At 45.3% G+C, this 13,935-nt stretch carries 12 protein-coding genes, 1 rRNA gene and 1 riboswitch; of the genes, 1 reads left to right on the forward strand and 12 read right to left on the reverse strand.

The window, feature by feature from the left end; all coding sequences use genetic code 11:
• From ACPW7N_RS10735 to ACPW7N_RS10760, 6 genes are all read right to left on the reverse strand, one after another.
• Positions 1 to 102, reverse strand: a 16S ribosomal RNA gene (locus tag ACPW7N_RS10735); the annotation flags it as partial.
• A gap of 268 nt (positions 103 to 370) precedes the next feature.
• Entirely contained in the window at positions 371 to 1,273 is a 903-nt protein-coding gene (locus ACPW7N_RS10740) for a GNAT family N-acetyltransferase (protein ID WP_425651079.1), read from the reverse strand.
• Between the two features lie 151 nt (positions 1,274 to 1,424).
• The gene (locus ACPW7N_RS10745; RefSeq protein WP_425651080.1) at positions 1,425 to 3,272 is read right to left on the reverse strand and encodes a DUF342 domain-containing protein; all 1,848 of its coding nucleotides are present in this window, start codon (positions 3,270 to 3,272) and stop codon (positions 1,425 to 1,427) included.
• Between the two features lie 216 nt (positions 3,273 to 3,488).
• Positions 3,489 to 4,784, reverse strand: a complete 1,296-nt coding sequence (locus tag ACPW7N_RS10750; RefSeq protein WP_425651081.1) for a nucleobase:cation symporter-2 family protein — start codon at positions 4,782 to 4,784, stop codon at positions 3,489 to 3,491.
• Positions 4,774 to 5,391 (reverse strand): xanthine phosphoribosyltransferase, encoded by a 618-nt coding sequence (locus ACPW7N_RS10755; protein ID WP_425651082.1) that lies wholly within the window; start codon positions 5,389 to 5,391, stop codon positions 4,774 to 4,776. Before ACPW7N_RS10755 ends, ACPW7N_RS10750 begins: the two co-directional genes overlap by 11 nt.
• 213 nt (positions 5,392 to 5,604) lie before the next feature.
• A riboswitch (purine riboswitch) is annotated at positions 5,605 to 5,707 on the reverse strand.
• 126 nt (positions 5,708 to 5,833) lie between these two features.
• Complete coding sequence (locus ACPW7N_RS10760) at positions 5,834 to 6,205, reverse strand: YhjD family protein (protein ID WP_425651083.1); 372 nt, start codon at positions 6,203 to 6,205, stop codon at positions 5,834 to 5,836.
• 208 nt (positions 6,206 to 6,413) lie between these two features.
• Between ACPW7N_RS10760 and ACPW7N_RS10765 the strand changes: the two genes are divergently transcribed.
• Complete coding sequence (locus ACPW7N_RS10765) at positions 6,414 to 6,560, forward strand: BH0509 family protein (protein WP_425651084.1); 147 nt, start codon at positions 6,414 to 6,416, stop codon at positions 6,558 to 6,560.
• 99 nt (positions 6,561 to 6,659) lie between these two features.
• On the opposite strand, the gene ACPW7N_RS10770 is transcribed toward ACPW7N_RS10765, so the two are convergent.
• From ACPW7N_RS10770 to ACPW7N_RS10795, 6 genes are all read right to left on the reverse strand, one after another.
• Positions 6,660 to 7,916 (reverse strand): efflux RND transporter periplasmic adaptor subunit, encoded by a 1,257-nt coding sequence (locus tag ACPW7N_RS10770; RefSeq protein ID WP_425651085.1) that lies wholly within the window; start codon positions 7,914 to 7,916, stop codon positions 6,660 to 6,662.
• A 35-nt stretch (positions 7,917 to 7,951) separates the two neighbouring features.
• On the reverse strand, positions 7,952 to 10,309 hold the full coding sequence (locus ACPW7N_RS10775) for an ABC transporter permease (RefSeq protein WP_425651086.1): 2,358 nt from the start codon (positions 10,307 to 10,309) through the stop codon (positions 7,952 to 7,954).
• Positions 10,309 to 11,013 (reverse strand): ABC transporter ATP-binding protein, encoded by a 705-nt coding sequence (locus ACPW7N_RS10780; RefSeq protein ID WP_425651087.1) that lies wholly within the window; start codon positions 11,011 to 11,013, stop codon positions 10,309 to 10,311. Before ACPW7N_RS10780 ends, ACPW7N_RS10775 begins: the two co-directional genes overlap by 1 nt.
• Before the next feature lie 4 nt (positions 11,014 to 11,017).
• Positions 11,018 to 11,686, reverse strand: a complete 669-nt coding sequence (locus ACPW7N_RS10785) for a TetR/AcrR family transcriptional regulator (protein ID WP_425651088.1) — start codon at positions 11,684 to 11,686, stop codon at positions 11,018 to 11,020.
• A gap of 144 nt (positions 11,687 to 11,830) precedes the next feature.
• Positions 11,831 to 13,030: a stalk domain-containing protein gene (locus ACPW7N_RS10790; RefSeq protein WP_425651089.1), complete on the reverse strand. Its 1,200-nt coding sequence runs from the start codon at positions 13,028 to 13,030 to the stop codon at positions 11,831 to 11,833.
• Between the two features lie 58 nt (positions 13,031 to 13,088).
• The gene (locus tag ACPW7N_RS10795; protein WP_425651090.1) at positions 13,089 to 13,904 is read right to left on the reverse strand and encodes an SCP2 sterol-binding domain-containing protein; all 816 of its coding nucleotides are present in this window, start codon (positions 13,902 to 13,904) and stop codon (positions 13,089 to 13,091) included.
• Positions 13,905 to 13,935 lie beyond the last annotated feature (31 nt).

Consider the following 13,935-nt stretch of genomic DNA (forward strand, 5'->3'; position numbering starts at 1 on the left):
ACTCACCCGTCCGCCGCTAGGGTCCGAAGACCCTCGCTCGACTTGCATGTATTAGGCACGCCGCCAGCGTTCGTCCTGAGCCAGGATCAAACTCTCCAAAAAGATCGAGTTGATTCTAAACTGCAAAACAATTCACTTGGCTAGTGTTTGATTCACTATAAAACGCTTTATTGTTCAGTTTTCAAAGAGCATTTTGTCATGTAAAACTGATCCGTATCGTCATCCGCAAGATTCGACAATCAGCGGCGACATTTATATACTCTATCAGTTCTTCACTTGAAAGTCAATAGTGTTTTTTAATTTTATTTCAACACTATCTTCTCTCTCGTGTAGCGACAAAAAGCATCTTATCATGATTGGTTCTAGTATTTCAACAGGAAAAATTATCCATTTGGCATTTCATCCAGACTTGCTCTGCTCGTGATGAAAATCCCCATTCAAGAAGCAGCGATGTCAAGAGATGATTAGAGGCCGGTATATTTACGGTACCTCGGTTTACGGCAAGCTCCAGGGGACAATAAACTTTTGTTAGAAGATAAATATAGATGTCCTTTTCATTCGGGTGATTTGGCTTTACTTCAGCCTGATAAAGATTAATACTTAATAGTTTCCCTTCTTCATTGCGAGTTCTCCTGAAGAGGGCATAAGCTATCGGTTCGCCATCCTCATCTATGACGACTAATGATTCGCCATCTCTCACACTAGCCCATTGTGTCTGCCAGGCAGCCTCTGCACGATAAAACGGAAGTATCTGTACATCATGCGGAACTCCCTTTTTCGTTCTGTAGTTGAATTCGACTGAGGAAGCAGCACCTGAGACTAATGGTTGCAACGGCTCCGACTGATGATAGAAGTAGAGTTTATCCACTACTTGATAGCCCATTTGTTCATATAATGATATTGCCTTTTCATTGGCGCTGATTGCTTCTAGGGTTGCAACCGATACACCTTCCCTGCGATATAATTCAAATACTTCCTTCATCAGAGCCTTGCCTACACCTTGGTGACGATATTCAGGCACTACCCCCGTACCGCCATTCCATGCAACCTTCTTTCCGTTCAGGTTCCGAATCCCAGTTAAGACAAAACCAATCAACTGTCCGTCCTTTACGGCTACGATTGAATGATCGAGAGAAAGTCCTTCATTAGCGACTCTTTGAACAAAGGAAAAAACATTGGTTGTCATCGGGAAGTAGTATCCCTCAAATCCACGATTCCACAGTTCAACTGCCTCGACAAGCGTACATTCACTTAATCGTTTAAAAGAAATCACTTCGTATTCCCCCTCAATCCATTCGATTTATCCTCATCATAAGTTATACAATCGGAATAATCAAATAATTTTTTATAATAAAAATTTTTCTATCGATATTCCTAATCAAGAAAAGAGACCTTCCCATAGGAACGTCTCTTTTCTACATAAATTAATCTACTATTCGTGAGCAACTTTGATTCAGGTTGCCGTCATTGTCAATCCAGAGGCAGACATCTTTTTTATCCTCTAGCAGTTCGATCATACGATCACCCACACGGATTGTCACACCGTAGGCTCGTCCTAGACGTACGGATTCTCCTGCGCGCAGGAATGTATTTCGACCGAATGGAGTACCTGCTTCAGCCATCCTGATTTTGCGGCGAGCATAGACAGAGCCCCCTTTACAAGACCCTTCCGCATTTTTAAAGAGACAATCACGCTCCACCTCTACTTCGCAGTGAACGAGCCCTGGACCCGTTACTAGCAAAGACCCATTGGTAGCCAGTTTTGAAAAGTTGGCAGAACCAATAACGATGTCACTTTCTTCGAATACACTGTTCTCTATCTGCAATTTAAGGTTCAAAATGTATTCGTATACCTTCCTGAAATCTTGAAATTGTTTAATGGTACCCATTAATTCTGTATTTTTGAAAAGCTGAAGCAAACGACCCGTGATGGTAAATTCCATCGGAAGCATTTTGCCTGCTCCCTGTAAGGCTTCATCATATTGATTGATTAAACTGATGATTTGTTTATACTGTTCCTGAATCAGGAGAGAGACGATTTGACCAATCGCTACATTTTTTCCCCGTTCCTCCATCAGCTTATGCACTTTTTTGGAGTCACGCTCCAAGCCCTCATGAAGCTCAATAAAACACTGGAAATAGCTGTAGATCCGACTGTAGATCAGGCCAAGTTTACCGCCGTACACTTCACATTTGGTGGCGTGTCCTTTTATATAGACATTTTGTGCTGAAATGATTGTCGCACTATGGGCACTGCCGTAAATGTAGACATTCCCGGATGCTTCTACACGCATGGTCTCTTTTACATCGCCTTTAATCACAACATCGCCGTTAAAATAAACATTCCCTACCGAAAGATCGACATCGCCTTCTACCGTATAGACCGTTTGAATATCAAAATATTTTACCTTGTCCCCGGTAAGGGATGGTCTTCCGTCCTTTAGGGCAACTGCTTGACCATTGCTGTTGATCGATACATTTCTGCGTGTAATCACAACTGTATCGGATACAGCAGGAGGACTGACTTCCTTTCCAAATACATTTTCGCCTGAAGAGCCCGGTACTGCCGGATGAATGACACCAAGTGGATCGCCCTGTTTTACGCTGGGTATCTGGATGCGCTCCCGGTAGTCTACCCGACCGTTGTATTCACTTAGCACATGTTCCGTGGTGTTGCCAAAAAACGTTTCCACATATCCATCTCGCCCATGTACCTCTGGAATCCCTTTGGCGATTACTACCGGCTCACCATTCTTCTCCTGAATGGCACGCTCTATTTCGGAGTGATTAATTTCAGCAACAATCTGTAAATTGGACAACTCACCAACGATCTGCTCATTTACAAAAGCAGTATCCGTCAGAGGTAATCCTTCCGTTTCGGGTCGATACAAAAGACATGGTTCTGAAGTTTTTAAGATTTGACTAATTAACCGCTCAGGTTCAATCGTTAAGTAGACCTCCATTTGATTATCGGAAATCGTAATTTGATACGGCCGCACTTGTTCTTCAATAATTCGCCAAGTGATGCGGTCCTTGGCGTAGACAACCATTTTTTGAGGTATTTTTGTACCGTTGACTGACAACTCTACCGTTTTACTCGGTACCACGGAAGGTTGTCGCCCTCCCGCCTGCGCATCAATTACGTAGATGACCTGGTTCTCTACGAATACATAGCCGTCATTGGGATTTAAAACAGTCTGTGCATATGTCTCTGTTTCCAGTTGACGTATCAGGTCCAAAATCCCTTCTGAATCGAGTGATCTATCGGTCATGCCAAACTCCCTCCCACAAAAACCCACACTAAAACCTGATCATGTTCACTAAATATCTATACCCGATATTGTCAATTGTAACACCTGAAATGGTTAATTGTGGATGAACTTATGAAAAAAAGAAAAAAGAGCAAGCTGGGTTTCCCGCAACTTACTCTTCTTTGTTTCACTATTGTCGACAGTTTTGCTAGCGGGCAACTAAACGATCATAACCGTTTAGTTAACCGATGTTTGAACAGGAAGTGGTGCTGTTTGCCGATTGTGGTTCAGCAAAATATTAAGGACAACCGCCGTCACTGATCCGGTTACGATCCCGCTTTGCAAAAGCATCTTGGCCATCTCTGGAAGCTGGTCAAACATTTGTGGAACAGCCGCAGAGCCAAGACCGACTGCAATACTGCATGCAGCAATGAGCAGGTTTTCGTTTTGGCGCAAGTCTACACTAGAAAGAATGTTGATCCCTGACGCTACAACCATTCCGAACATGGCAACCATCGCCCCGCCCAAGACAGGATTCGGAATCACTGTCGTCAATGCTGCCAACTTAGGCAAGAGACCAAGTATAATCAGGATAAAACCGGAGGCAACGATAACGTCACGAGTTTTGACACGGGTAAGCGAGACAAGACCAACGTTTTGGGAGTAGGTGGTGTATGGGAATGCATTGAAAATTCCACCAAGGACAATAGCAAGTCCCTCTGCACGCAACCCTTTCACGATGTCGTCAGATTCGATTTTTTTGTCGGTTACTTTGCCAAGAGCGAAATAGACACCCGTTGACTCTACCATACTGATGATACAGACAAGAATCATCGTTAAAATGGCTACGATATTAAACTGTGGTGCACCGAAGTAGAAAGGCTGAACGATATTGAACCAGGAGCTTTGTGCCACATTAGAGAAGTTAACCAATCCCATGAAATAACCAACCACAGTTCCTGCGATCAGACCAACAAGAACAGAGATGGCACGGAGAAATCCAGTAGAAAAACGATTAATTAAAAGGATCACAACAAGTGTGCCAAGAGCTAATAACAGGTTGCTAGGTTGACCAAAATCAGGGCTTCCTTGTCCGCCTGCCGCATTGTTCATCGCAACAGGGATGAGTGACAAACCAATGATTGTAACAACAGAACCGGTAACAACCGTTGGGAAAAAGCGAAGGAGTTTACCAAACAAAGGCGCTGCCAGGAAAACGAATATACCCGCAAGAATGATCGCACCGTACGCAGTAGCCAGGTTGGACGTAAGGGAAATCGCAATGATTGGACCTACTGCTGTGAAAGTACAGCCAAGAACAACGGGTAAACGAATCCCCACATAACGGGTTCCGATTACTTGCAACAACGTCGCAATCCCGCAAGTAAACAAATCAGCAGCTATCAGGTAAGCCATCTGAGCTGGTGACAGTTTCAACGCACCCCCGATGATCAGTGGAACGACGACTGCCCCTGCGTACATGGCGAGGACATGCTGCAATCCTAGCGTAATAACCTTTTGCTTACTTAACATTCTCCAAACGCTCCTTCTTCATCACATTTTGTTCCTCTTCAATGAATTGAATGTGTGTTGGTGACATGGATTCAATCCGTGCAAGGGAGTAGATGCGAACCCCCGCCTCCTCCAGTAGGGCTCTGCCTTCCTGGAAGCTTTTTTCGATGACGGTTCCTACGCCTACAAGCGTTGCGCCAGATGCCTCCACGATTTCTTTCAAACCGATAAGTGCAGCGCCCGTTGCCAGAAAATCATCAATGATCAGCACCCGATCTTCTGCGTTCAAATAACGCTTGGATACACTGATCTGGTATGTTTCCTGTCTCGTAAACGAATGGACAGAAGATGAGTACACGTCTTCCGTGAGTGTTACTGCTTTTTTCTTCTTGGCGTAGATAAAAGGAACTTCCAGAGCGAGTGCTGTTGCAAAAGCAAAATGTATTCCACTTGACTCAATCGTGATCACTTTGGTAATTTTCTCATTTGCAAACACGCTTGCGAATTCTTTGCCAATCTTTGATACGAGCATGGGGTCAACCTGATGATTGAGAAATGAATCAACTTTCAACACGTGGCTGGAAAGGACATTCCCGTCTTGGATGATGCGGTCTTGCAACTCCTTCAAAATCCTCTACTCCTTTAAAATAGAATGAAAAAAACAAAGAAACCCAGACGGACAGATCACTGAATACGTCAAAAAACGCAGTTCAAGTGAAACCTGTCCCTCTGGGCTTTTCTCCCTTAGGTGTAGCACAAAAAGCATGATCGTGCCAGCCCCGCTCGGACCAACCTTCTCTACGCATCTCCTTCCAATAAAGGAAACAACAAGAAGTGGAACCCTAGGGGCTCTTTCACTCGTAGTCAGGCAATTTACGGTCGCCTGGTAGAAACTTATGGGCCATATCCCCAAAAATTATACGAGCAACTATTTATTTCGTATGAGTTACAATGTATCACAATCTCCTTCGATCGACAAGGCTAAATCCGAACGTTCTGATATAAACATTTATCCAGCAAGCCAAAAACCGTTCATTACGACAACAACAACAGCCGAACGTTCGTTTTTACTACTTCTTTAGTTGGGATACTTCAGATACTCCCCCTACATTGCGAATCAACTCTTCCATTTTCTTTTGCATCTCACCCTTGAGCTGGTCATGGGTCATACGAATCATTCGTGTTTTTTGCTGATGCTTGCACAGCACAAAGTACTCTCTGTCCTCCTTGTGTTCCCCGAGGATTCTCACCCCCTGTTTGCTCAATCTGCGATAGCTGGTTTGCGTCATGAATTGACTTGCACTTAGTAAATATTGAAGCAGGTACTCATACCCCATAGGAAAACGAACAGAGGATGAAGCGATTAACTGCTTGTCGTTTTGTAGATGTAGACTGGTTTCCCGCCAGACTAGCCAACTTCGGATCAGACGATCAACTTCCATTTTCATCACCACGTGTAGGAACATTTGTTTGTATTATATGCGAACACAGGTTCGTTTATCAACATCCTGCACTCCTTCTATTTACCTAATTTTGCGAAAACTTTGTTACAGTGATTGTCAAACGCATCGCAACTGTTATATAATACAACTAACAAATCAATCGTTGTACAGAAACAGATTGAGACAATTCCAAAGGAGTGGAGAATCTATGATTACACGTCAAGAACGCAAGAATATGATTGATCACATTTCAAAGCGGCTCGGCTGGGAGCATGACAAATTCGTCTACATGACAGATGACGATATTGAGTACTACTACAGCAAGTCTTACTGCGAATTCGAATACAAATGCTAAGAAAACCCACCCGACACAAGCTATCGCTGGCATCGGGCGGGGCCCCAAACTGCCATGCTTCGGACGCATGGCTTTCTTTTTGTTTCAAAAATATTTCGCTCACCGTTGAACCGCCTTGGCTTCCACTGCTTTTCCATCCGCCAATCCTTTGACCTGTGGATCATTGATCACCAGTTCACCAGGCACAAGCCCTCCGTCAACAGCAACCTCATCGGCTGTTTCATACCCTTTTAGCACTTTCTGTACGTATGCCTTTCCTTCTCTTACTACCCATACCGCATCCTCATCTTCCATAGGGAAAAGGACTGTTTTAGGCAAAATCAGTCTGTTCTGTTCCTCATGGGTGACAAACTGAACGTCGATTTGATCGCCCAATCGCAAAGCGACATGATCCTTCGCTGGTTGAATCGTGATCTTGACTCGCTGTTCTGATAACCCTAAGGGAGACGTGCGAGAGACGGCAACTGAAGCAATCTTGGAGACTTTGCCGCTCCAGTGTTCAGCTTTCCCCTTTCGCTCCTGTACCAATGTCACTTCCATCCCTGGCTGAATATCGGGAACATCCTCACTTAACACAAAGGTCTCGACTTCAAAAGGTGCTGATTGGAACAAGGTGACGACAGGTGTTGCCGGACCGATCATCTCCCCTTCGTGGAACAGGATTTCTTTGATCACACCATCCATTGGCGCACTCACCAATCCTTTTGCCTGAGAAAACTTCAGTTGTTCGATCTGGGCTGTTAGTGAATCTTTGGTTCCGGTAAATTGTTGTCTGGTTCCTTGAACAGGTTTATGTTGATCCAAAATCAGTTGCAAGCCTTGCTGCTCTCGTGACAAGGCGTTCTGTGCCTGTTTCACTGCCCGGTCGGCCTGGTCCAACTGCTGCTTGCTGACTGCGTTTGCTTCGTACATGGATTTCATTCGTTCCCACTCTTCATTTGCCACATCCAACTGCAGATTTGCTTCTTCAATCACAGCTTGCTGTCTTGCGATCTCCGAAGAGTATGGCGATTTGCTCGTTTGTTTTTCCTGTCCCTCTACGCTGGTCAGTTCCCCTTGCAAACGAGCCAACTGATATTTCGTATCTTCTGTATCGATTTCATAGAGCAGTGTTCCTTTTTTCACGAACTGCCCCTCTGTTACGTGAATTCGGTTGATTTTGCCGCCAATTTCACCCGAAACCCTGGACTCCCGCTTCGAAACTACTGTCCCATCTTCCGTAACCACATCTGCCAGCGTTTGCGGCTGTATCTCAAGCACTTCGACCTGAATCGGCTTTTGCTTCATCCACACGAAGTAAGCAGCAATCAGCACGAATATGCAACTCCAGATGAGCCACTTCCATTGTTTTTTCATGAATCTTCTCCTCCCTTGCGTAGGGTTTCCTTTCACTACTCCCGATCTTTCAATACTTCAACGAGCGACAACTTTTCGATTTTTTTAAGCATGATGAATTGGGCAACAAGTACGGCAATGACAGTAGCAACCGCTGCCAGCAGATATGACTCACCTGAGATATGGATCCCGACTGAATACATATCGCTTTCCATTGATTCCTGTACACCGTATTTCATCTGCCAGGCAAAAGGAATTCCAAAGAGCATGGCAACTCCGCCAATGAGCCATAATTCCGTCGTGATGATTTGCTGCACTTCACGAGGAGTGAACCCGAGAACAAGCAGCGATGCAAGTTCTCTTTTCCGCTCAGAAAATGAAATGAGACTGGTGTTGTATAAAATGGCAAAACCAGAAATGGTCGCAAATCCTACCATGATCCATATCGTCGCTTGCAGTGTCTCAATCTGTTTGTAAAGGTTGGCGATCATACTGCTTCGATCCTCAACAGAAGACACCATTTTCATTTCGTTTGCCTTTGCCAAAAAATTGTCTAAGTGGCTAGATTCGATAAGAAAAACTGCCCCGGATGCCATTTTTCCCTGATGGTATTTTGCCTGAAGCGTATCGAGGGAAGTATAGGCTTGCAGTCCAAATGACTCGATGATCCCAACCACCTCAAAAGTAACAGGAGATTCTTTGGCCCAGACGCTTTCGACTGTCAATTTCGATCCCATAGAAACATCAAGCTGCTCTGCAAGCAATCTGGATAAAAGAATGCCTGAGTCGGACAAGCGCAAGGGTTTATTCTGCTCATCGAACAGGTGAAAAATTTGCGAATCAGTGGAAATTCCGGTAATCATGAGGTCCTTCTTGTGCCAGTTGTGTTTCACCGTTGCAGGTGCTTCCAGTAAGGGTTCAACCCGCTTCATCCCGTCCATATGAGAAAGCTCATTTACCACACTGGCGGCAGGGAGCGGTGACAGAAAAGAGACCTTGACATCGTATGTTTCCACTTTCATAAACTGGCCTGTAATCATTCTGTCTGTAGACTCTACCAGCGACCAAAAAGTAACCATCATACTGAAGGAAAACAGGACACCAATAAAGGTGAAGAAGCTTCGCTGTTTGTTACGAGCGATATTTCGCACAGCCATCTTCCCCTGAACGGTATACATGCTCCAAACAAATTCCACATGCTCCAGCCATGTCTTATCCGCAGACGGAGGCGGAGCGGCTCTCATCGATTCCGCAGGCCGCAATCGCAGAATTCCTCTGCAGCCGAACCACCCCGCCAAAAGACTAAAGCCTACGGAGATCACGATACTAATCAGCACCCAGTGAAGGGAGAAATTCTGATTCATATACGGCAGGTTGAACACATCATTATACAGATTGGTGAGCGGCTTGGATAAAGCGATCCCTGCCAGCCCACCCAGTACCCCACCGACCGCCCCGATGATGGCCGAATAGGAAAGATAATGTGTCATCACTTCCAATTCTGTGTAGCCGAATGCCTTCATCACTCCGATTTGTCCACGCTGTTGATCGATCATCCGCTTCAACATGATATATAAAATGGCTGCCGCTACAACAAGGAATAGAGGAGGCATTGAATTGCCCGTTGCCCGCAAGCTTTTCAACTCATTAGTAAGAATTGCATCACTGAATTGATCCTTGCGAGGATAGATGCTTTTCAGTCCATACGGTTCCAGCCGAGGTTTGATTTTCTCTTCCACAGCCTGATAGGACGTTCCTTTTGCCAGTGTAAAAACGAGCTGATTAGCGATGGAGTCTGTTTGAAAAAGCGACTTCATCAGGGAGTTCGGCACGTAAGCCACCCCAAATGTCTCGGCGGTAGAGTAAGGGTTTTGCACGGACTGGACGGCATAGACATAGGCAGGATGTTGGGCGGTGCCAGCTATCTTCAGTTCCACCTTTTTCCCGCCAATAATGACTGGGATTTCACCATCAATCGCTAGCGCATTCGCTCGAAAGAAATTCACGTCAACCCAGATCATCTCTCCTTCACCCGCAATGGGATGGCCGCTCATCACGGTTAACTGATTGATCCCCTTGGGCTGATTGGGGTCAAATGAAACCAGTCGCAGATAGACGCTTTCTTGCTTATCTGGTTGAAAGACACGTACATCCTTAACAAGTTGTCCTTGAATTTTTTCAATTCCTTCGATCTTTTGCAGATGACTGATCTGACTTAACGGGATGCCGACAACATCAGCAAAGCCGTCAGCCACTCGACTTTCCTGATAAAACCGCTCTTTTGCCTGCTCCAGGTTCGTCATGACCATGGAGATGGAGGTGAAAATCATCAGCCCAATCACAATCACTGCGATACAGGCGAGATTGGCTGTTTTATTGTCCCACAACTCTCGCAGCATCTTGCGCCACAGCATTACCACGTCACCTCCTCCGGTGAACGAGGAGATTCAACAACTCTGATCTCGGAAATGATGCCATCTCTTACATAAATCACGCGATCAGCAATCTCAGCTACCTCGGCATTGTGAGTGATGACGATGACGGTTTTTCCCTGTGTTTTGTTAAACTTCCGCAAGAAGGCAAGTACTTGAATCCCTGTTGCAGAATCGAGCGCTCCCGTCGGTTCATCACAGAGAAGGACATCCGGATTCTTAGCCATCGCCCTTGCAATCGCCACCCGTTGCTGCTGTCCACCCGATAATTGGGAAGGGAAATAACGGGCTCGCTCTTCCAGTCCCAACTCAGCAAGCACCTCCATGACGGATAAAGGGTGCTTGGCAATATCTACAGAAAGCTGTACATTTTCGTACACAGTCAGGTTGGGCATCAGGTTATAAAACTGAAATACAAATCCAACCGCTTCCCGACGATACTTGGTTAATTCCCGCTCATTCGCTTTATGCAGCGGTCGATCACGATAATACAGCTCCCCCTCACTAACGGTATCCATTCCGCCAATCATATTGAGCAAGGTACTTTTTCCTGATCCACTCGGGCCCAGTACAACAATAAATTCACCTTCCAAGATCTCAAAGTCTACTCCCTTCAAAACCTCTACCCGAACTTGCCCCATCTGGTACCATTTAGTCACTTTTCTCCCAGTCAGGATCGGTTTCATCTCGTCATCCCCCTTGCAAGCCGTAACGTAAAAACTTCACCACTTCTTTTATAAACTGTGTTATCACTTCTTCCGAAAGTTGATTGGCATTCTCCAAGTTGGAAAGATAATCTCGCATGGACAGACCCGCACGCAAAAACATAAGCTCAGCAAGACCGCTGTTGAGAATACTGTACAAAAGATAGGCGGCTATATCGGCATCTACATCAGCCCGCAGTTTTCCTTTATCTTTGGCTGACTCAATCATAGATGAAAAGAAGTCAAGGGAAGCTTGCTTTGCTTGCATATGAATTTCCAAAAGTACCTCTTCACCATTGGGCTCCATCACATTCCCAACAATTTGCCCATACTTTGGATGTTCCAGGCCAAAACGAGTTCCTGCGTGCAACATTTCTTCCAGTAATGTGAAAAAATCACTTTCCTTCTGATCAAATGTAATATAAGGCTTCAAATACTCCATCTTTTCTTGTACGGCCAGACCCACGATGTAGAGAAATAAATCCTTTTTATCCTCAAAGTATTGATACATACTTCCTTTCGCTATTCCCGCTTTACTTACAATGGAAGAAAGAGATGCTTTGCTGAATGGACGAGATGCAAATTCCTCGGTTGCCAGATGTATGATAAGATTTCGCTTTTCCTCAGGTAAATTAAAAAATGTCTGCTTTGGCATGATGTCCTCCTATCAAGTGACCGATAAGTCATATGACTCTATAGTCACATCGTATTCCTCTTTCGCTGAGCTGTCAACTCACTCTCTTACACAAAAAGAAAGAACGGTCGATTAGTGACCGTTCTTTCACCTATTCTTCATAACCTATTGTTTTTTCACTACAAATGCGGAGATGATTCCGATAAAGAAGGCAATGTTCTCGTCTGTACCTTCCACCTTAAACTTGCCTTCTTGCAGGGTTGTCGCAGGATCAAGCTTGCGAGAGGAAACATCCAGCCATACCTGTTCAGTGGTTGTAACGGTTACTGCCGGGTTTTTGGATTTGCCTTTGCTCCAAACGATTTTGTTATCTTTTATTAAAAGTGCGTATTCGCCTGCATGCTCACCTGTGATGATGAATTGGGCTTCTTTGTCTACACCCTCTAATGAACCTGCGTTAATCGGAAGCTTGTTCAGATACTCTTCGAATGGAGTCTCTGCTTTTGGCTTTTCTCCGCTTTGTGCTGTTGTCGTACCACTTTGCGGAGTAGTTGTTCCTGTTTGCGCAGGTGTAGCTGGTGGTTGTTCTCCTGCTTTTGGATACTGGAATGCTTCAATGCTCTCGAGGAAGAAAGACAAGCTTCCCTCTGCCTTGATCAGCTTTCGGAGATAGGCATCTTTGGCATCCAGTTTTCTTTCGGCAATGGAAAGCCAGATTTTTTCTGTCGTGGTTACGGTAATGGCAGGCTCTTTTTGAAGTTTTTCTTTGGTCCACGTAACTTTGTTATCCTTGATGACGAGTGCATATTCACCTGCATGCTCGCCTGTAATAATAAATTGTGCCGTGCGGTTTACCCCCGCAAGCTTATCTGTGTTATATGGCAATCCATTCAGATATTTCTCAAATGGAGTCTCATTCGTTGCCGTTTCGCCTGGCTTCGCATCTCCTTGAGAAGTAATCGAAATATCTTTCGTCTCTTGATTAAATTCAACCTTGGCACCCAATGCTTCACTCACGAAACGAAGAGGCACCAGTGTTATGTTATCTACCACTTTGGCAGGAACATCAAGTGTGACTTCCTGATCGTTTTTGTACGCTTTACCGCCGATGACGATCTTGACCACCGTTTCGCCTTTGGTAGCGGTTACCGTTTTGCTCGCCTGATCCCAGTTGACTTGTGCACCCAGCGCTTCAAAAATCGCTCTCATCGGAACCAATGTCCGACCATTTTCTACCGTAGAAGATACTTCGAGTTTGTTACCGTCCAAAAAAATACCCGATCCCTCGGAAGCAGCCTGTGCAGGTACTAGTAAGCCGAATAAGAGTATGAGAGAAAATAATACCGATGCGATTTTTTGTTTCAACGAATTTACCCCCAAACTTCCATTTTATTTTTTACCTGTTTGTTTGTGAAAAACGATACTACTGTTTTTTGAAATACTTCTTGAGGTTGCTTACATGATCGGTATCCCCGTCGATGGAGAATTTTCCGCTCAGGTAGGCCATGGTTCCATTTACTTGATCTGCTGCAATGTCCAGCCAGAGCTGTTCACCCACCGTAATGGTTACACTTGGATTCTCCTGTTTGCCTTTGCCAGAGGTGCATTTGCCATCCTGAATGATGACGTAATATTCACCCGGGTGACCATCCGTCACAACAAATTGGTACACCACGTTTATCCCTTGTGCATTCTCAGCAGCAAAACGGCCTGGCAATCCGTCGATGTACGTTTCAAATGGCGACTTCTCTACTACTACAGGCTTCGGAGCAGGTTTGGGTGCTGGTGCTGGTGCTGGCCCTGGAGTGGAAGGCTGATCTGTTGGTTTGGCAGTCGTTTGCGGTTGAGCCGCAGGTTGTGGTGCTGGTGCCGGAGCAGGTGTTTTCTGAGTTGCAGGCTGACTTGCAGTCGAAGCTGGTTGTGCAGGTGTAGGTGCAGGTGTAGGTGTAGGTGCAGGTGTAGCTGGCTCGGTAGAAGTTGGAGTGGTTGCTTGTCCCGAATTTGCAGTTGGTTGAGCGGGTGCGGGTGCAGGTGCTGGAGCTGGTTGTGCTGTTTGTTGCGGTGCCGATTGCGGGTCTGGCGAAGGTGCAGGCGTTGTTGTGCTGCTTGGCGCAGATGCATTAGCAGGAGCTTTGGCCGATGATTGCGATGAAGCCGGTACATCCTGACCAGAGCTGCATCCAAAAGCAGTCAATGCCAACAGCACAATAGGTACAACCAAACGATTTGTTTTTCTCACTTTTTCTCCCCCTTCAATGACGTTACCAATC

Origin of the sequence: Brevibacillus nigriterrae (genome assembly GCF_049846925.1) — a bacterium.
In the GTDB taxonomy this organism is placed as follows: Bacteria; Bacillota; Bacilli; order Brevibacillales; family Brevibacillaceae; genus Brevibacillus_H.

What these genes read in the sequence shown, in the direction of transcription:
- ACPW7N_RS10745 (WP_425651080.1), bottom strand. Translation starts at nt 3,272, where the DNA reads ATGACCGATAGATCACTCGATTCAGAAGGGATTTTGGACCTGATACGT.
- ACPW7N_RS10750 (WP_425651081.1), bottom strand. Translation starts at nt 4,784, where the DNA reads ATGTTAAGTAAGCAAAAGGTTATTACGCTAGGATTGCAGCATGTCCTC.
- ACPW7N_RS10760 (WP_425651083.1), bottom strand. Translation starts at nt 6,205, where the DNA reads ATGGAAGTTGATCGTCTGATCCGAAGTTGGCTAGTCTGGCGGGAAACC.
- ACPW7N_RS10765 (WP_425651084.1), top strand. Translation starts at nt 6,414, where the DNA reads ATGATTACACGTCAAGAACGCAAGAATATGATTGATCACATTTCAAAG.
- ACPW7N_RS10770 (WP_425651085.1), bottom strand. Translation starts at nt 7,916, where the DNA reads ATGAAAAAACAATGGAAGTGGCTCATCTGGAGTTGCATATTCGTGCTG.
- ACPW7N_RS10775 (WP_425651086.1), bottom strand. Translation starts at nt 10,309, where the DNA reads ATGCTGTGGCGCAAGATGCTGCGAGAGTTGTGGGACAATAAAACAGCC.
- ACPW7N_RS10780 (WP_425651087.1), bottom strand. Translation starts at nt 11,013, where the DNA reads ATGAAACCGATCCTGACTGGGAGAAAAGTGACTAAATGGTACCAGATG.
- ACPW7N_RS10785 (WP_425651088.1), bottom strand. Translation starts at nt 11,686, where the DNA reads ATGCCAAAGCAGACATTTTTTAATTTACCTGAGGAAAAGCGAAATCTT.